Source organism: Cryobacterium lyxosi (assembly GCF_004403345.1).
Classification (GTDB): domain Bacteria; phylum Actinomycetota; class Actinomycetes; order Actinomycetales; family Microbacteriaceae; genus Cryobacterium; species Cryobacterium lyxosi.
In genome coordinates this window covers 19,684-37,294 of the sequence record NZ_SOGT01000006.1, presented here as the reverse complement: position 1 = coordinate 37,294, position 17,611 = coordinate 19,684, and the positions used below count along the sequence as shown (strand labels likewise).

Below are 17,611 nucleotides of genomic sequence, written 5' to 3'. Positions count from 1 at the left end.
AGCTACTCGCCGATGAGGGCCGAGTATTCGGCCAGGCTGAGCAGGGTGGGCAGCGTGTCGAACTCAACCTTGATCAGCCAACCTGCACCGAACGGGTCGCTATTGACCAGCTCGGGGCTCTCGACCACGGCATTGTTGATGGCGGTGACGGTGCCGTTGACCGGTGCGAACAGTTCCCCGACCGACTTGGTCGACTCGATTTCGCCGATGACCGTGCCGCCGGCGACCGTGCTGCCCACCTCGGGCAGTTCGACGAAAACCACGTCGCCGAGCTTCTCGGCGGCATAGGCGGTGATGCCGACGGTCGCGATGCTGCCGTCGACCAGAATCCACTCATGCTCAGCGGTGTAGTGCAGTTGGGATGTGTCTGTCATGGTGTTGCCTTTCGCAGGGTGAACGGATTCAGGGCTATTTCAACAGGGCGGAGCTATTTGACGCGCTTATAGAACGGAAGCGAGGTAACAGTGGCGGGAAGGCGGGTGCCACGCACGTCGACGTACACCTCGGTGCCGAGGCGGGCGAGATCGGGAGTGACGTAGGCCATGGCGATCGGGTAGCCGAGGGTTGGTGAGAGCGCGCCGCTCGTGATGACGCCGTCGCAAGTCTCGGCGTCGAGGCTGCGGAAAATCTCGTAGTCGGCGCGCCCGGCACGCTTGCCGGCGGCAATGAGACCCACCAAAACGGATGCCCCCGACTCCGGCCCCGCCTCGCTCGCGGCGCGGCCGACGAAGTCGTTCTCCTTGCCCAGGTTGACCACCCGGCCAAGGCCCGCCTGCGCCGGGAAGGTGTTCAGGGTGAGCTCGTGACCGTAGAGCGGCATGCCGGCTTCGAGCCGAAGGGTGTCGCGACTGGCGAGCCCTGCCGGAACGAGCCCTTTCTCGGCGCCGGCGCTCATGAGTGCATCCCACAGCTCTCGGGCTCGCGCGGCCGCGAGGTAGAGCTCGAAGCCGTCTTCACCGGTGTAGCCGGTGCGAGCCACCAGAAGTGACTGGCCGAGGAAGGAAGCATCCGTGATGCGGTAATACTTCATGAAGTGCAGGTCGGTGCCGAGGTCGGTGACGCCCTCGGTGGCGTCAAGAATGGCGAGGGCGTTGGGGCCCTGCACGGCGATGAGGGCGTAGTCGTCGCTCTGGTCGACGACGCTCACGGTGAAGCCGTCGGCACGGGCGCGCAGCGCATCGAAAGCGGCGAAACGATTGCCGGCGTTGGCAACGATGAGAAACCTGGTGTCGCCCAGGCGGTAGACGACGAGGTCGTCGATGATGCCGCCGTTCTCAGCGAGGAGCAGGCTGTACTTGGCCTGCCACAGCTCGATGACCGAGAGTTTGTTGGCGAGCGCGTAGTCGAGGTAGGCGGCGGCATCCGGGCCCTCGACCAGAATCTCGGCCATGTGCGACAGGTCGAACAGGCCTGCTTCGGTGCGCACGGCGTGGTGCTCGGCGAGATCGCTCGAGTAGCGCACCGGCATCTGCCAGCCGGCGAAGTCGGTGAAGCTCGCACCGGCGTCGACGTGCGCCTGGTGCAGCGGCGAGAATCGCTCGGTGCTGGCGAGGGTGCTGGAATTGGCCGAGGTCATGAGTTCTCCGGGGTGACAGGGCCGAACAGGCGCGGCCGCATGTGTGCGAGGCTCGGTTGAGCCTCGTGGGAACTCCCCCTCTGTCGCTCGTGCCTGAGAGCTTCACCAGCGCGGACGCACTGACTTTCACCGTGGGCGAGATTGTGAAACACGCAGAGCGCGTTCAATCTACTTTTCAGAGTGGCCAGTTCGATGCGGTACGAGTACCTGAGAGATTGTCGGGGAGGATTGCTCCTTCGGTGTTCGCACGCCTTCGCGCCGAACTCTCCCGCATCGTCCATATGACCCGATGTTTAGTTGTGATGTGACTTGGAGCCAGCCTAGCCCCACACCCCGCTGCTGCCACGCCGATGACTGTCGACGAGGTGGGTATCGATGATGCCGATCGCTTCCATGAGGGCGAACATCGTGGTCGGTCCAACGAAGACGAAGCCGACCTTCTTGAGTGCTTTCGAGAGTGCGACGGATGCATCGGAGCGGGTGGGCACGTCGGACTGCGTCAGCGGCGCTGGCGTGGCATCGGGTTGGAACGACCAGACAAAATTCACCAGGCCACCGCTTTCGCGAAGGGCGACCGTGGCCCGCGCGTTCGTAATAGTGGCGTGAATCTTGAGGCGGTTGCGTACGATTTTCTCATCGTTCAGCAGCCGCATAACGTCATTTTCGTCGAAGGCGGCGACCCGCTCGGGGTCAAAGTCGGCGAATGCTGCTCGAAACCCGGGGCGCTTGCGCAGAATGATCGCCCAGGACAACCCGGATTGGAACGCCTCGAGGCTGATGCGTTCGTACAACCCGTGCTCGTCGCGCACGGGCACGCCCCACTCCGTGTCGTAGTAATCGCGCAACATCGGGTCGACCGAGGCCCAGGCGGGGCGGGCGAGCCCATCGGGGCCGACGATCACCCCGGGGGCTGGTAATTGTTCCATACGAACCATTAGACACCGGCCCCGCAGACGGCCGTCGCCAAGCCGCGAGTGTGGGGCAATTCACCAGGACAAAGACTCGGCTGCAGCCTCGGTCAGCTCGATGATGTTGTCCAGCAGTGCTGACATCGTGTCGGAGCGCAGGAGCGCGATCTGGTCGAGCGGTCCAACCGGGGCGATCGCGGCGAGCTGCCAGGCAGCGGCGGTCGGATCGTGCGAGAGCGCCACATCGGGCGACCACTCCTGGTCGGAGAACTCGCTCGCGAGCGACAGGGTGCGGCGCACGATCTGTTCGGCTTGTTCCCGGCGCGGCTGCAGCGCATCGTCCCATGTCAAGTCGGGCACCGCGCGAACGGTGGCGAGCGGATGCGGGTCTTCCGGCATCCACTCGGTCACCTCGATTCTGCGCTCACCCTGAACGACCAGCCCCAGGTAGCCTTCTGGCGCTTCGAGCTGGGTGACCCGGGCGACGGTGCCGATGCTGAAGCGACGTTCGCCGCCGCCGACTTCCTGCCCGCGTTCGATCAGCACGATGCCGAACTCGGCCGGCTCGGAATCAAGCACCCGGGCCAGCATGACGAGGTAGCGCTCCTCGAACACACGCAGTTGCAGCGGCATGTAGGGAAACAGCACGGATCCCAGGGGAAACATCGGCAGGGTCGTCATGCCCCCAGCGAACCACGTCATCGGCATTGCGCCAAGCCCTATGCGCGACGGATTGGAATGGGCTGCATTCGACGCGTAGCCTAGAGGGTCTACCGCGCACCCGCGCAAACGACGAAAGGCTGTTCGTGGACATCACCCTGCTTGGGCACTTCGTGGCCGCCGCCGAGGCTCCCGATTTCGCCCGTGCCGCCCAGGCGCTCGGCGTCTCGCGCGACACCCTCAGCGCCTCAGTGAAGCAGGTTGAAGCCGAACTCGGCTACGCGCTGTTCGATCGTTCCGCCGAGAGCACGATGCTCACCGAGATCGGGATCGCTTTTCTTGCCGACGCGCGCCTCGAGCTCGCACACGCCGCCGGTCGCGGCTCCCAGCCCGGCGCAGCCGGTAATTCGGGCGGCGGATCGGGCGGCGGCAAGGCCAAGGCCAATAAGGGCCGGGGCCGCGCGCCCGCGGTGAAGGGCCAACCCAAGCTCGGCAAGAAGCGCCAGTCGCGGTAGTCCCTGCGTTCCTGGCACACGACTGCGAAGGGTGCCCCCACGCCAAGCGCGCGGTGGCCTGTGAAACGCGAGAATCGGCCGAAATCAAAGCTCGGTGACTTGCCCAGCCTCGACGTGCCAGTGCCGGTCGGTGTGCACGTTGTCGAGCATTCGGCGGTCGTGCGTGACAAGCAGCAGTGTTCCTTCATAGCTGTCAAGCGCCTGCTCGAGCTGTTCGATCGCGGCGAGGTCGAGGTGGTTGGTCGGCTCGTCGAGAACGAGCAGGTTGACGCCGCGCGCCTGCAGCAGGGCGAGGCCGGCGCGCGTGCGCTCTCCCGGTGATAACTCGTCAACAGGCCGGTTCACGTGGTCGGCTTTGAGCCCGAACTTGGCCAGCAACGTGCGCACTTCGGCGGGCGAGAGTTCGGGCACGAGCGACTCGAAGCTCACCGCGAGAGGCCGGGCACCGGCTAGATGGGCCCGAGCCTGGTCGATTTCACCAATCGAGACGCTGGTTCCGAGGTGGGCGCTGCCAGCATCCGCTTTCTGACGGCCGAGCAGGGCACGCAGCAGCGTGGACTTGCCGGCACCGTTCGGGCCGGTGATGCCGATGCGTTCACCGCCGTTGACCTGCAACGTCACGGGGCCGAGCACGAAGTCTCCCTGGTAGAACTCGGCGTTGTTCAGGGTAGCCACGACGGCGCTCGAGCGCGGGGCCGAACCGATGGTGAACTCGAGCTGCCACTCCTTGCGGGGCTCCTCGACCTCGTCGAGGCGCGCGATGCGGCTCTCCATCTGGCGCACTTTTTGGGCCTGCTTCTCGCTCGACTCGACCGAGGCCTTGCGGCGGATCTTGTCGTTGTCCGGCGCTTTCTTCAGGGCATTGCGCACCCCCTGGCTAGACCATTCCCGCTGAGTCCTGGCCCGGCCGACGAGGTCGGCCTTCTTAGCGGCGAACTCGTCGTAGTTCTCGCGGTTGTGCCTACGCGCTGTTTCGCGTTCCTCAAGGTACGAATCGTAGCCGCCGCCGAACACCCGGTTCGCGCCCTGGGCCAGATCAAGTTCGAGCACGCGGGTGACGCAGCGGGCCAGAAATTCGCGGTCATGGCTGACCAGCACGACTGCGCCGCGGAGGCCCGTGACGAAAGCTTCGAGGCGTTCCAGCCCGTCGAGATCGAGGTCGTTGGTGGGTTCATCGAGCAGCACGATGTCGAAGCGGGACAGCAGCAGGGCGGCAAGCCCGACGCGCGCGGCCTGGCCACCGGAGAGCGTCGTCATCATGCTGTCGGCGGTCAGTGTGGTGCCAAGCGCGAGGCCGAGGTCGGCAAGAACGATGGGCAGTCGCTCGTCGAGGTCGGCAGCCCCGCTGGCCAGCCAGCGTTCGAGCGCGGTCGAATAGGTGTCGGCCGCATCGGTTCCGTCGGTACGCGGCTGGGTATCCCCGAGAGCGGATGCCGCGGCATCCATTTCACGCGTCGCCGCAGCACAGCCCGTGCGCCGGGCGATGTATGCGGCGATGGTCTCGCCGATAACTCGTTCGTGTTCCTGCGGGAGCGCGCCGACGAAGGCATCCGCCGGGCTGAGGGTGATGGTGCCGGCCTGCGGCTCGCCACGCCCGGACAGCAGGTTCAAGAGGGTGGATTTACCGGCCCCGTTGGCACCGACCACGCCGATAACGTCGCCGGGGGCGACCGTGAGATCGAGTGATTCAAAAAGGGTGCGGTGCGCGTAGCCGCCGGCCAGGCCCCTGGCCACGAGTGTTCCGGTCATTACTCCATAATCTCATTGACCGCACGGTCCCCGTGCCTGCTACTCGGTAGAGTGAGCCTCGGCCGTGCAGCAGGGGTCTGCTGAGGCTGTAACCGGGGGAATCGAGACGATGAACGACAACAATGACAGCTTCGACCCGATGACTTTGCCGCAGGCGCCCGTGATGCACACAGCGCTGCAGAAGCGCGTGGTGCGGGTGCTCATCGCCGGGCAGATCCTCGGAGGAATCGGCATGGGCGCGACCCTGTCCCTCGGCGCGCTGCTGGCTGCGCAGTTGTCGGGTTCGAGTGCCTGGTCGGGCATGGCTGCGACTATGAGCACCCTGGGCGCCGCGATCGTGGCCATACCCCTCGCTCGGCTGGCGCAGGCCCGCGGACGTCGGGTATCGCTCGCGACCGGCTCGCTCGCCGCCGGCACGGGTGCGATACTCGCCATCACCTCGGTGTCGGTCGACAGCTTTGTCCTGCTGCTTCTCTCCCTCATGCTGCTCGGTGCCGGCTCGGCCACCAATCTTCAGGCTCGCTTCGCGGCCACTGACCTCGCCACCCCGCACTTTCGGGCCCGCGACCTCTCAATCGTGGTCTGGTCGACCACGATTGGAGCCGTACTCGGCCCGAACCTGTTCGGACCGGGCGAAATGCTCGGCGCAGCGCTCGGCCTGCCGGCGATGACGGGCGCTTTCGCGTTTTCCCTCGCTGCCACGGTCGCCGCCGCCTTCGTCTACGCGCTCGGGCTGCTCCCCGACCCTCTGCTGACCGCGCTGGCCGCGCGTACGGCGAGCGCGGGCATCCGCCGGGCCAATGGCGGTCTGTCAATTCTGCGCGGCAACGTGGCGGCCCGGTACGCCGTCATGGTCATCGCGCTCAGCCACGCCACCATGGTGGCTTTGATGTCGATGGCTCCTGTGCACCTGCGTGACCACGGCGCCACCCTCACCGTCGTTGGGCTGACTATCAGCCTGCACGTGGCCGGAATGTACGCCCTCTCCCCCGTCTTCGGCGCACTCGCCGACCGGGTGGGTCGTGTCCCGGTCATTCTCGGAGGACAGGCCCTGCTGCTCGTCGCCCTCACCGTCGCCTCGCTCAGCGACGGATCACAAAGCACGATGACGCTCAGCCTGATCTTTCTGGGACTGGGCTGGTCGGCATCCGTTGTGGCCGGTTCGACGCTCGTGTCCGAAGCCGTGCAGATCGAGGAGCGCGCGTCGTTGCAGGGTTTCTCTGACCTCGCCATGAACGCGGCCGGCGCGCTCGGCGGCGCGCTCGCCGGTCCGATTTTGGCGCTGGCCGGCTACTCCGGGCTCGGCATCGCTGCCATGCCCCTGGTTGCGATTGTGGTGGTCTGGTCCATCGGTCGGCTGCGCATAGCGACTACGAGTCGGTGACCGTGATGCCGAAGCTTTTCAGTTTGCGGTAGAGCGACGACCGAGCGATTCCCAGGGACTCCGCCGCGCGCATCCGGTTGCCTTCGGCTTTGTGTAGCGCGCCGACAATGAGGTCGCGCTCCCCTGCTTCCAGCGCCGTCAGCAGCCGGGGCGCAACGCCGTGGCAGTAGGCGGGCAGGTCTTCCGCCTGGATGGCACCGACTGGGCGCGTGAGCAGGGCGATATCGAGCGCTTCTTCGAGCTGCCGAATGTTGCCCGGCCAGGGGTAGCGGGAAATCACCCGCATAGCGCCGGCGCTGACGGTGGCGGGGCGCAATCCGGCTCGTCGGGAGAGGACCTGGGTGACGATGTCGGGCAGGTCGTCGATGCGATGCCGCAGGGGCGCCACAGTGACGGAGGTTTCAAAATGGTGCAGCAGGCTCGTATACGCGCGATTGACGGCGAGATCAGCCTGGAGATCGGGTTGCGACACGGTCACGGCGATGCCGGCAGGGTCGGCGCGAGTCTCCCGGGCGACGAGGAATGCTTCTACTTCTTCGGTGACCGCCGTACTCAACCGATCGAAATTGCGAAAAATGTACAGCGTGGGAGGAACCCCGACGCTGAGCAGGTCGTTCTCCAACAGGGATTGCAGGCCGTTCTCGTTGAGCGCTTCAGCGCCGAACACGACACTGCGACCCAGCGGGACGATCTGGCGATAGAGTTCGGCCAGGAGCGAAACCTTACCGCCGCCGGCCTCCCCCCATACGAGCAGGGCCGCCCCCGCAGTCAGCGCGGTGACCAGGCTGCTCGAGGCGCGTTTGCCGAGCAGGGAAGACACATCGTGGACGATGGCCGCTGCCGCTGCAGAGCTCCGCTCGGGTTCATGCACCCGCCGCCCGCGCCCTGGTGACAGGGTCAGACCTGACTCCCGGACCGGGAGGCGTGCCCGTTCGGACTTGATCTCGACGACCACGACGATACCGACGATGTCGGAGCCGACGACGACGCGCTTGCCCCGAATCTGCACGATCTTGCCCGACGACAGTTCGATCGCATCGACCGGCTGCCCCGGTGAGATCATCAGGTAGCGGGCGTGTTGGTGGATGGTCCACTGTTCATCGGGAGAGAACTGGCTCTGCGCCACTGTGTTGCCCATCACGACGGTACCGCCGATCGCCATGACCGCGCCGCGGGTGCGAGAATCCACCCGCACATACGCGTCAAACAGAGCCTGTTGCCGCTGGCTGCGGTCGATGAGCAGGTTGCGCTCTATTTCACGGGCGGCCGACTGCACCAGGGAATGCATGAGGGGGCTGGCATCCTCGCTCAGGCAGCTAATGTCGAGCACCCCCTCTACCCGGCCGGTGAGCGGGTCACGAATGGGGCTCCCGGCGCACGCGAAGGGCTGCAGGTGCTCCAAAAAATGTTCGGGTCCCACGATGTACAGCGACTGGCCCGACTCGAGTACGGTGCCGATGCCGTTGGTTCCGACGTTTGTTTCGGCATAGTTGAAGCCCGGCGCGAGCGACACCTCGTCGAGCAGGGTTCCGATCGTCTTGTCGGTTTCGGAGCGACTGAGAATGCGCGCCTTGTAGTCGGTCAGAACGATCGACAGCGGCATCTGGGCCATCTCGTCGCTCAGTCGGGCGATGACCGGTTCGGAGCACCGCATCAGCCGACCGGTGAGATCCAGGTCGCTGTGAAAAACCGCCTGCGACGACACGGCATCGACGCCGGCCAAAAAGGATCGCTGCCAGGAAGCCGCTACCAATCCGGGAACCGATTGGGTTTCGGCGTGGCCGAAGCGAAGAAAATCGGCGCGAGCGGCGGCAATCCTGCTTCGCCGTTCGGCGACTCTGTACATATCTACTCCCTTGTGGACTCTGCAAGCATGCCCCCTGCGACCGGCGAACGCCAGCCGCAGGGTGTCCCAATGTGGGACACCCCGCCGCGGGAACGCGGGGTCATTCTTACGGGAGCGGTTTCCTCGGGAGCCTCGGTCACTCACAACTGCAACGCAAAGGAGCGCTCATGGAACGTTTGATCAACATTGACAATGGTGGAACCCTCACCGACATTGTCGTCGCCAGCGGCACGGATTTCACGTTCACCAAGACCCTCACCACCCCGGTCGACCTGTCCCAGTGTCTCTTCGACGCCATGACGAAGGCGTCGGCGCAGATCTATGGTGACGCCAACCTTGCCGGTCTGCTGCACTCGACCCAGCACATCCGCTATTCATCGACGCAGGGCACCAACGCGCTCGTGCAGCGCAAGGGCCCGCTGATCGGCCTGATCACCGACGATCCCACTCTGCCAGACTCGCTCGGCAACTCGGAAGAGACGGCCGGGCTTTTCAACGATCTGATCGGCGCCCGCGTCGGCATCATCGCCGCCGCCGGGACCCCGGAGGACCTGGCCCAGCAGCTCGTCGCCGAGATCAACCGGCTGACCACCGCCGGGGCCGAACGTCTCGTTGTCGCCGGCCAGAGCGCTGAACGCGAGCACCTATTCAAACGAACAATGCTGAAGAATTTTCCGCGGCACCTGCTCGGGTCGGTCCCGATCTTGTTCTCCCGCGAGTTCGCCACAGACACCTCCCGGCAGCGCCAGGTCTGGTCGGGCATTCTGAACTCTTTCCTGCATCCAACGGTCGAGCGTTTTCTCTACAGCGCCGAACACCGGCTGCGCGCCTACAAGGTCAAGAATCCGCTGTTGATCTACCGCAACGACGGCGCCTCCTCCCGCGTCGCCAAGTCGGTCGCACTCAAGACCTACTCTTCCGGACCGCGCGGCGGGCTCGAGGGTACGCGTGCCCTCGCCGAGGCCTACGGTCTCGACAACGTGCTCATGATCGATGTCGGCGGCACGACAACGGATGTCGGAGCCGTCGCCAACTCCACGATCGCCGTCGACCGGCGCGGATCGATCCAGGGCGTCGACATCTCCTATGAGATGAGCAACGTGCGTTCCACCGGGGTCGGCGGCAGCTCGATCATCGCCGTCCACGACGGCAAGATCACCGTCGGCCCGGAAAGCGTGGGCGCAGCGCCCGGACCAGCCTGCTTCGGTTTCGGCGGCACCTCGGCCACGATCACCGACGTCAACCTGCTGCTCGGTGTGCTCGACCCTGCCACCTACCTGAACGGCGAGATGGCACTGGATGCTGAGCGGTCGCGCGCGGTCATCATCAAGACCGTCGCCGACCCGCTCGGGATCAGTCTCGAGGAGGCTCTGATTCTCATGGAAGCGAGCTATTCCAGCCACCTGGCGCGCTCCTTCGCCGACCTCGTGAGTGCAACCGGTGACACCACTGTCGCCGCGTTCGGCGGCGGCGGACCGATGAACGCCTGCAGTGCCGCGCGCATAGCACGCGTGCACCAGGTACTCGTACCGCGACTCGCAGCAGTGTTCTCCGCCTACGGCATCAGCTTCTCCGACATCGCGCAGTCCTACGAAGCCAACGTCACCAGCTTCTCACCGGCCGAGATCGGTGCGGTACGCACCGCACTGCAAGCGGATGCCGGCAAGGACATGTTTCAGGAAGGACACGACCTGAGCGAGTGCCAACTCGACTGGTCGACCCGGGTCGAAGATGGCGAAGAGATCCTCGCCCTCAAGGCCACCTTCCGGCTGCCGCACCCGGAAATTGCCAACGGAGCGCCCGCTACAGCGAGCATCGCCGTCGCCGCCGGAACCCGACAGGTGCGCTCTACTCCCACCCAGGTTGACACCGTGGCCGTCTACCACCTCGACGAGCAGAAGCCCGGTGCGACGGCAGCCGGGCCGGCCATCGTCGAGGGCCCGTTCTTCACCGCGCGGGTGCCGCTCGGCTGGACTCTCACGGTTTCGACCGCCGGCGACCTGCAACTTGCCGACACGCTCTGACCCGATACCTCAACCCACTTTGTTTCCCAAGGAAGGTACAAACAAAATGCGCGTTCCCATGACCGAATACCTGCTCATCGACCTCGACACGGAACGATGGATCTGCCGCGTCTGCGCCCACGACTTCGGCGATGCTCGTGGCAATTATAAAGAGGGCACCCTGGTCTACGACCGAGACCCCCAAGAGATTCATCCTCCCGTGATCGACCCGGAGAAATACGAATTCACGTTCTCTCCCGACCCCACCTTCTGCCGCATCCTCGAGTATTACTGCCCCACCTGCGGAACCCAGATCGAAGCCGAATATCTGCCGCCGGGGCATCCACCGACCGTTGACATGCTGTGGGACATCGACTCGCTGCGCGAAAAGTGGAGTGTGCATGGGGGCAACCCCGAAGAGGTCGTCAACTATGGTCCTGGCGAAAACGCCGAGGCCGACCTCAGCGCCCGGTTCGACTCCGTGGCACCCCACGCCCACTCGCGCCGAAACGAAGGACACTGACCGTGAAACGAATCTCGGTAGACATCGGCGGCACGTTCAGCGATTGTTTCTTCGTCTGGGATGACGTCTACATCGAATCCAAGGCGCTCACCACGCACCACAACCTGGCGCTCGGTTTCAACGAAGCCCTGGACCGGGCCTGCGAGCGGGCTGGTATCAGCCGCGAGACAGCACTCAAAGAGGTCGACTCGGTGCGCTACGCCACGACGCTGGGCACCAACGCCCTGATCGAGGGCAAGGGCCCACGGGTCGCGGCAATCGTCACCCACGGCTTCGAAGACACCATCCCACTCTCCCGCGGCCGCGGCTATGGCGAAGGACTCGACGGGGCCAAGCAGGGCGACATGCCGGACGCCCAACGTCCCGAACCGCTCGTGCCACGCCAGCTCATCCGCTCGGTGAAGGAACGCATTGATTCGGTCGGGGAGGTGCTCGTGCCGATCATGTACGACGACGTGCGCACCCAGGTGCGCGAGCTCGTCGACAACGGCGCCGAGGCCATCGTCATTGCCCTGACCAACGCCACCGAGAACTCGGTGCACGAGGATCGCATTCTGGAAATCATTCTCGATGAGTACCCCGCGCACGAGCTCGGGTCTATTCCGGTGCTACTCAGCAGCCAGGTATCAGGGCGCAAGGGTGAATATGTGCGGGCCATGGCCACCATCGTCGACGCTTTTCTGCACCAGACCATGTTCCATGCGCTCAACCAGCTCTCCAACAACCTGCGCGACTCCGGCTATGAGAAGCCGATGCTGGTCATCCATAACTCGGGCGGTATGGCGCAGCCCAATTCAACGGATGCCCTGCAGACGATCCACTCCGGACCGATCGCCGGTGTCGGGGCGGCCCAGCACCTCGCGGAGTCGACCGGCCTCGGCGACGTGGTGTCGATGGATATGGGTGGCACCTCGTTCGACATCGGTCTGGTGCCAGAGGGCGGGGTACGGCACTACGACTTCCAGCCCACCATTGGTCGCTGGATGGTCTCCGCGCCGATGATCCACCTCAACACGCTCGGCGCCGGCGGCGGATCTATCGCCGCCTACAACCGCATTCACCATGCCCTCCAGATCGGGCCGGAGTCAGCCGGAAGCGACCCGGGCCCGGCCTGCTACGACCGCGGTGGCCTGCGCCCAACGGTTACCGACGCCGACCTGGTACTCGGCTATCTCGACCCGGACAACTACGCCAACGGGCACATCACTCTCAACAAGAAGCGTTCGATCTATGTCATCGATGAGACGCTCAGCGACGAGCTCGACCTGGACGCTGTCGAGGTTGCCAAGGTGATCAAGAAGACTGTCGACGAACAGATGGCGATCGGCATCGAAAAGGAGTTGCGCTCGCGTGGCGGCCTGATCGAGGACTACACGATGCTCGCCTACGGTGGTAACGGCCCGCTGCATGCCTGCGGCATCGCGGCGAGCGCCGGCATCAGCCGTATCTTGTTTCCGCCGTTCGCCTCGGTGTTCTCCGCGCTCGGGGCCGGCAACATGCGTCCGCTGCACATTCACGAACGCAGCGCCTACGTCGTTCTCTACGAACCGATCAAGCGCAGCCTCTACGCCCAGTACGAGGCGCTCAACGGGTACATCGAGGAGCTCGAAGCGAAGGGCGCCGAAGACCTCGTGCGTCAGGGCTACGACCGCGCCGACGTGCGCTACCGCCTCGAAATGGACATGCGCTACGGCAACCAGCTCGTCACCACGGCCGTCGCCTTCACCATCAACCGGGTCAATGGAGTCGCCGACGTGCTGCACCTGATCAAGACGTTCTCCGATCTCTTTGGCGAACGCTACGGCGAGGGTACCCAGGCGCCGGAGGCGGGCGTCCGTGCGCAGACCATTCGCGTAGCGTCCTATATCGAGGGCGAAGTCATTGCATTCGAGTCGATTCACACCGGCGGGGAGAAGATCAAGCCGGAACCGGTCTCGCATCGGTCGGTGCATTTCACGAGTATCGCCGGCGCGGTCGACACCCCCGTCTACGACGCCGAGGCGCTCAAACACGAATACGTGATCCACGGACCGGCGATCGTCACGACCGAGAACACCACCTATCTGGTCGAGCCCGGCTGGCGGCTGGAACCGACCAGTCAGGGTGCGGTATGGCTACTGAGCGACTGACCGTTTTTCTCACCCTCGCAACACCTCAAATAAGCAAAGGAGCTTGAACCATGACATTGACAACTGACAAGTTCGTGCCCACCAGCGGAAACGACGACGCGTCCCAGCTACTCACCGACCAGGAACAGCAGTGGGTCGACAAGTTCATGGACGAGACCACTCTTTTTCTCGGACCAGACCCGGCCATCATGCGTACTCACGAGATCATGCCGCGCACCGCCTATGAGGAGGAGTGCATCGCGCAGGGCATCGACCCGCTCGAGGTCGACCGGATTCGCAAGCGCCTGGCCGGTGCACTTGATGAGGCCTTCGAGATGTGCGAGAGCATGGGTGCGGCGCCCGGAGCGAAGTGGGCCGACCTCTCCTGCGCGGTCTACACCGCCGAGGGCGATGTCACGTATCTCTCCAACCGCGGCGTGATCGCCTTCTCTGCGGTGCTGCACCACCCCATCCGCTACATCATGAAGAACTGGAAGGATGAGCCCACCGTCGGCATCAACCCGGGTGACGGTTTCTTCCACAACGACTCTCGCTTCGGCATGGTGCACAACACCGACCAGTCGATGCTTGTGCCGGTCATGCGCGACGGAATCATCATCGCCTGGGTGGGTGCGACCATCCACGAAGGCGAGAACGGAGCGTGCGAACCTGGTGGCATGCCGTCGGGTTCGGAGTCACCATTCGATGACGGTCTGCGGGCCTCGCCGATCAAGATCGTGGAGAAGGGCCATCTGCGTCGTGACCTGCTCACGTTCTTGCAGCACTCCACGCGCGACCCGAAGCTCATGCTCGCCGACATCAAGGTAAAGATGGGTGCTACCCGGCGCATCATGGACACCGTCGACCGGCTCATCGACGAGGTGGGACAGGAGACCTTCGTCGCGTCCCTTCGCGTCACCGTCGAGGATGTCGAGACTGAGGTACGCCGCCGCATCGCCGAGTTGCCCGACGGCACCGTCACCTTCAATCAGTTCGTGGACTCCACGCTCAAGGAGAACATCCTGATCAAGTTCGCCTGCAAGATCACCGTCACGGGCGAACGAATGATTATCGACCTCACCGGTACCGGTCCCGAGATTCTCAATCGGGCCCTCAACTCACCGCTCGCGTCAACGAAATCGTTCATGTCCCAGGCAGTTCTCTCGTACTGGTGGCCCGACCTGCCTCGCAGCACCGGAGCGTTGTCGCCGATCGAAATCATCACGGAGGAACATACCTGGGCGGATGCCGGGTACGACGCGCCCGTCGGCCAGTCGCTGCAGGCATCCTTCCGCGGCTTCTCGGCCCTGCAGTCGGCCTTCGCCAAGATGCAGTTCTCATCGCCGCAGAAATACTCGAACGTCGTCGCGCCTTGGTTCAACCAGATCAACGATTTTCTCTGGGGCGGCACCACGCAGAACGGTGAACAAGTGGGCAACCTGTGCGCTGACCTCAACGGCATGGGCGGCGGCGCGAAGGCGTTCCGCGACGGTGAAAATGCCGTAGCGCCGTTATTCTGCGCCATGGCCGACCTCGGCGAGCAGGAAGTCATGGAAGAGGAAGTTCCGTTTCTGCAGTTGGTCAGCAAGCGGCTGGTGCGCGACAACCAGGGCTTCGGGAAGTTTCGCGGCGGTATGGGCTACGAGATGATGGTGGCCTCACGCGGCACACCGAGCTGGGGTTTCATGACCGTCACCTCTGGATCAAAGTTCTCCTCGGTTCCGGGCATGTTCGGAGGGTACGGATGCCCGACGTACCCCCTGGCCATGGTCAAAAACATCAACATCTACGACATCATCAAGAAAGACCCCTCGCAGTTCAACCTGTCGATGGAACGTGTCATGAACGAGCAGCCTTTTGCGGGCGGCGACTACCAGTCCGGTCACATGGGACTGCAGTTCGACGTGGCGAAGGAGGGCGAGCTGTACATGATCGCCCAGGGCGCCGGCGGCGGCTACGGCGACGTGCTGGAGCGCGACCCCGAACTCGTCGTGACTGACCTGGAACTGGACCGGATCTCGGCCCACGTCGCCACGAACATCTACGGCGTGGTCTGGGAAGCAGACACCTTCGTGGTGCACGAAGAAAAAACGACCCTGCTGCGGGCACAGATGCGCCAGGATCGGATCAGCCGCGGAAAGCCGTACAAGGAGTTCGTTGCGGAGTTCGTTCAAGAAGAGCCGCCCAAGGACCTGCTCTATTACGGTTCGTGGGGACAGGACAACAACGAGGAACTGCTGGCGACGCACTGGGGCAAAATCGAGCCCGAGCGAGTCAAGGGCAAGATCAAAGATCTGCCACTCATCATGGTTCCTGACCGCCGAGTACTGAAAATCAGCAAGCTCGAGGCGCGGGTACGTGAACTCGAGCAGAAATACGGCGAAGAGACCGTGCACAAATCCTGACCTGTCCTTTCTGACCCGTGGCTGCGGGGTCGTCTCCTGGCGGCCTCGCAGCCACGGGTCACCCTTTTATTCGATCGCAGGGAGACACCATGACACTTTCGCTACCTGAGCTTCTGGCCGAGCCACCCTCGGGCCGCAGTCGGGCTGTGGTGTTGGACAGTCACGATTATGCCCAATCCGTTTTTTTGCAGGGTAAGCCCGTGCCGTGGCAGGAACCCATGGCGTACGCGAATTTCTTCGGCCAGGTTCAGGGCGTTCTCAAGTCCGATCTGGCGCTGGTCAGTCTCGACCGGTTCTATGCACACCGGGTCGCATCTGATCCCGCTCTGCAAGCCGCAATGGGCGCCAAGTCCCGCACCGGTTACGCCCTCCGCACCCTGCTGGGTGATGCCGAAACGACGGCGTCCGTGATTGAACTGGTCACCGTTCTGAGCCAGACTCAGCGGGTGCCGGTCGTGCTGCAGATTCCGTCACCTATGCAGTGGCTGGCGCGAACGCATCCGTTTTCGGGGTCGGCCGACGTGTCAGGGCTCGACGCCGACACTGCCGAAAACGCATCGATGTATGTCGCCGATTGGCTGCGCGGATTCGCCGCGCTGCCGTTGATCGCGGTGTTGCTCGACGACCGCGAACCCTCTCTCGGCAGCGAACCGATACCGCTGTCGACGTACTCGCCGATCACCAACGTGACCGACCACTACCAGTGGGCGCTCGGCCAGCGGCACGACGATCGGGTCGAGCTGCACAAAAGTGCGCTCCACGGAGCGGTGATCGGCACGGATTTCTGGTCGAACGACACCGACACGTTGCCGGTCGGTGATTTTCTGGTGGGCGAGGTGCCGCTTGGGGCAGTTCCGGAGCGGGTACTGAGCCGCATTTCGAAACTTCTCTAAAACGGATGCCGGCGGTCGCGAAGAACGCGACCGGCACGAATTCGGTACTGGTGACTCAGGCCGAGCACCGCCGGCCAGTGGCTGCGTTCTGCTCGAGCGGGGCAGCGAGGGCCACGTTGAGCGCTGCGATGACGGCAAGCATCCGCTCTGTCAACTCGACCACGTAGATCGGTTTGTGTTCCTGAAACCATTCGCGTTCGTTGCGATGCTCGAGTTCATCGAGACTGTCGAATGTCTATCCACTGGGATGAGGGCTCACCACGCGAGGCTACGCTTTCGCTGCGGCTTTCGCGGCCCGCTTGGTCGCGCGCACCCGGGTCACTGACTCGGGATCGACGATGTCTGCCACCGACCGGTACGCGCCGTCTTCGCCGTAGGGAGCGGATGCGTCACGCCAGCCGTCCGCGTCGACCCCGAGTCGTTTGCCGAGGAGTGCGAGGAAGATCTTCGCCTTCTGCTCGCCAAACCCGGGCAGCGCCTTGAGCCGGCGCAGGACCTCGGGGCCGGTCGGGTGCTCAGCGGTCCAGATCGACGCCGTGTCGCCGTTCCAGTCACTCATGATGACCGCGGCGACTTCCTGTACGCGTTTGGCCATCGAGCCCGGAAAACGGTGCACGGCCGGCGACTGGCGAAACACCAGGACGAAGGCGTCGGCGTCGTAGCCAGCGATCGCGGCCGGGTCGAGCGCGCCGATGCGGTCACGGATTTTGGCCGGGCCGGCGAAGGCCGTTTCCATGGCGATCTGCTGGTCGAGCAGCATGCCCACGAGCAGGGCGAACGAATTCTCGCTGAGGAGAGCGTCGGCGGCGGCGTCGCCGGTGAGGTGCAGGGTGGTCATCCGCCCATTGTGCCACCGCTCCGCCATTGATCCGGTTCGCCTAGCGAGCACGCCCACCACTGCCGTCGAAACGATCATCCTGCAACACCACCGCGGGGCGAGGCTTCGCGGCCTGGACGCCTCCAGCGACGGTCCAGATCTTTCCCTGGATCACCCGTCCCACGATGCCGATACCGATACAACACACGACTGGTCGTCGCTCG

14 protein-coding genes, 1 pseudogene and 1 riboswitch are annotated in these 17,611 nt (G+C 64.4%); of the genes and pseudogenes, 7 read left to right on the top strand and 8 right to left on the bottom strand.

Annotated features, from left to right (window positions below):
• Window positions 1-2: 2 nt before the first annotated feature.
• The 4 genes from gcvH to E3T27_RS05125 form a co-directional block, all read right to left on the bottom strand.
• Window positions 3-374 (bottom strand): glycine cleavage system protein GcvH, encoded by a 372-nt coding sequence (gene gcvH, locus E3T27_RS05140; RefSeq protein WP_104197511.1) that lies wholly within the window; start codon window positions 372-374, stop codon window positions 3-5.
• Between the two features lie 53 nt (window positions 375-427).
• Window positions 428-1,576: a glycine cleavage system aminomethyltransferase GcvT gene (gcvT, locus tag E3T27_RS05135; protein ID WP_134571820.1), complete on the bottom strand. Its 1,149-nt coding sequence runs from the start codon at window positions 1,574-1,576 to the stop codon at window positions 428-430.
• 185 nt (window positions 1,577-1,761) lie between these two features.
• Window positions 1,762-1,857, bottom strand: a riboswitch (glycine riboswitch).
• Between the two features lie 39 nt (window positions 1,858-1,896).
• A complete protein-coding gene (locus E3T27_RS05130; protein ID WP_104197509.1) occupies window positions 1,897-2,502 on the bottom strand; it encodes a DNA-3-methyladenine glycosylase I in 606 nt (201 codons plus the stop codon).
• 60 nt (window positions 2,503-2,562) lie between these two features.
• Window positions 2,563-3,165: an LON peptidase substrate-binding domain-containing protein gene (locus tag E3T27_RS05125; protein WP_104197750.1), complete on the bottom strand. Its 603-nt coding sequence runs from the start codon at window positions 3,163-3,165 to the stop codon at window positions 2,563-2,565.
• 125 nt (window positions 3,166-3,290) lie between these two features.
• Between E3T27_RS05125 and E3T27_RS05120 the strand changes: the two genes are divergently transcribed.
• The gene (locus E3T27_RS05120) at window positions 3,291-3,659 is read left to right on the top strand and encodes a LysR family transcriptional regulator (RefSeq protein ID WP_134571819.1); all 369 of its coding nucleotides are present in this window, start codon (window positions 3,291-3,293) and stop codon (window positions 3,657-3,659) included.
• A gap of 84 nt (window positions 3,660-3,743) precedes the next feature.
• Here the strand turns inward: E3T27_RS05120 and abc-f are convergent, their stop codons facing one another.
• Complete coding sequence (abc-f, locus tag E3T27_RS05115; protein WP_134571818.1) at window positions 3,744-5,408, bottom strand: ribosomal protection-like ABC-F family protein; 1,665 nt, start codon at window positions 5,406-5,408, stop codon at window positions 3,744-3,746.
• Window positions 5,409-5,517: 109 nt separating this feature from the next.
• Between abc-f and E3T27_RS05110 the strand changes: the two genes are divergently transcribed.
• Window positions 5,518-6,792: an MFS transporter gene (locus E3T27_RS05110; RefSeq protein ID WP_338144890.1), complete on the top strand. Its 1,275-nt coding sequence runs from the start codon at window positions 5,518-5,520 to the stop codon at window positions 6,790-6,792.
• On the opposite strand, the gene E3T27_RS05105 is transcribed toward E3T27_RS05110, so the two are convergent.
• Window positions 6,779-8,638: a sigma-54-dependent Fis family transcriptional regulator gene (locus tag E3T27_RS05105; protein WP_134571817.1), complete on the bottom strand. Its 1,860-nt coding sequence runs from the start codon at window positions 8,636-8,638 to the stop codon at window positions 6,779-6,781. The two genes, E3T27_RS05110 and E3T27_RS05105, sit on opposite strands and share 14 nt — an antisense overlap.
• Window positions 8,639-8,805: 167 nt before the next feature.
• Between E3T27_RS05105 and E3T27_RS05100 the strand changes: the two genes are divergently transcribed.
• The 5 genes from E3T27_RS05100 to E3T27_RS05080 all read left to right on the top strand — a co-directional run bounded on the left by E3T27_RS05100 (window position 8,806) and on the right by E3T27_RS05080 (window position 16,570).
• A complete protein-coding gene (locus tag E3T27_RS05100) occupies window positions 8,806-10,662 on the top strand; it encodes a hydantoinase/oxoprolinase family protein (RefSeq protein WP_134571816.1) in 1,857 nt (618 codons plus the stop codon).
• Between the two features lie 46 nt (window positions 10,663-10,708).
• A complete protein-coding gene (locus tag E3T27_RS05095; RefSeq protein WP_134571815.1) occupies window positions 10,709-11,164 on the top strand; it encodes an acetone carboxylase subunit gamma in 456 nt (151 codons plus the stop codon).
• 2 nt (window positions 11,165-11,166) lie between these two features.
• Complete coding sequence (locus E3T27_RS05090; protein WP_104197503.1) at window positions 11,167-13,293, top strand: hydantoinase/oxoprolinase family protein; 2,127 nt, start codon at window positions 11,167-11,169, stop codon at window positions 13,291-13,293.
• Between the two features lie 50 nt (window positions 13,294-13,343).
• Window positions 13,344-15,677: a hydantoinase B/oxoprolinase family protein gene (locus E3T27_RS05085; RefSeq protein WP_104197502.1), complete on the top strand. Its 2,334-nt coding sequence runs from the start codon at window positions 13,344-13,346 to the stop codon at window positions 15,675-15,677.
• A gap of 89 nt (window positions 15,678-15,766) precedes the next feature.
• Window positions 15,767-16,570, top strand: coding sequence for a hypothetical protein (locus E3T27_RS05080; RefSeq protein WP_134571814.1), 804 nt, complete (start codon window positions 15,767-15,769; stop codon window positions 16,568-16,570).
• Window positions 16,571-16,625: 55 nt separating this feature from the next.
• On the opposite strand, the pseudogene E3T27_RS16480 reads toward E3T27_RS05080, so the two are convergent.
• Both E3T27_RS16480 and E3T27_RS05070 read right to left on the bottom strand, forming a co-directional pair.
• Window positions 16,626-16,793 (bottom strand): annotated as a pseudogene (locus E3T27_RS16480) (DUF2461 family protein); the annotation flags it as partial.
• A gap of 45 nt (window positions 16,794-16,838) precedes the next feature.
• The gene (locus E3T27_RS05070; protein ID WP_104197500.1) at window positions 16,839-17,408 is read right to left on the bottom strand and encodes an HhH-GPD-type base excision DNA repair protein; all 570 of its coding nucleotides are present in this window, start codon (window positions 17,406-17,408) and stop codon (window positions 16,839-16,841) included.
• Window positions 17,409-17,611 lie beyond the last annotated feature (203 nt).

Excerpts from the sequence above, each read along its gene's own strand:
- abc-f (WP_134571818.1), bottom strand. The coding sequence starts at position 5,408 with ATGACCGGAACACTCGTGGCCAGGGGCCTGGCCGGCGGCTACGCGCAC.
- gcvH (WP_104197511.1), bottom strand. The coding sequence starts at position 374 with ATGACAGACACATCCCAACTGCACTACACCGCTGAGCATGAGTGGATT.
- E3T27_RS05080 (WP_134571814.1), top strand. The coding sequence starts at position 15,767 with ATGACACTTTCGCTACCTGAGCTTCTGGCCGAGCCACCCTCGGGCCGC.
- gcvT (WP_134571820.1), bottom strand. The coding sequence starts at position 1,576 with ATGACCTCGGCCAATTCCAGCACCCTCGCCAGCACCGAGCGATTCTCG.
- E3T27_RS05110 (WP_338144890.1), top strand. The coding sequence starts at position 5,518 with ATGAACGACAACAATGACAGCTTCGACCCGATGACTTTGCCGCAGGCG.
- E3T27_RS05095 (WP_134571815.1), top strand. The coding sequence starts at position 10,709 with ATGCGCGTTCCCATGACCGAATACCTGCTCATCGACCTCGACACGGAA.
- E3T27_RS05100 (WP_134571816.1), top strand. The coding sequence starts at position 8,806 with ATGGAACGTTTGATCAACATTGACAATGGTGGAACCCTCACCGACATT.
- E3T27_RS05085 (WP_104197502.1), top strand. The coding sequence starts at position 13,344 with ATGACATTGACAACTGACAAGTTCGTGCCCACCAGCGGAAACGACGAC.
- E3T27_RS05070 (WP_104197500.1), bottom strand. The coding sequence starts at position 17,408 with ATGACCACCCTGCACCTCACCGGCGACGCCGCCGCCGACGCTCTCCTC.
- E3T27_RS05125 (WP_104197750.1), bottom strand. The coding sequence starts at position 3,165 with ATGACGACCCTGCCGATGTTTCCCCTGGGATCCGTGCTGTTTCCCTAC.
- E3T27_RS05105 (WP_134571817.1), bottom strand. The coding sequence starts at position 8,638 with ATGTACAGAGTCGCCGAACGGCGAAGCAGGATTGCCGCCGCTCGCGCC.
- E3T27_RS05130 (WP_104197509.1), bottom strand. The coding sequence starts at position 2,502 with ATGGAACAATTACCAGCCCCCGGGGTGATCGTCGGCCCCGATGGGCTC.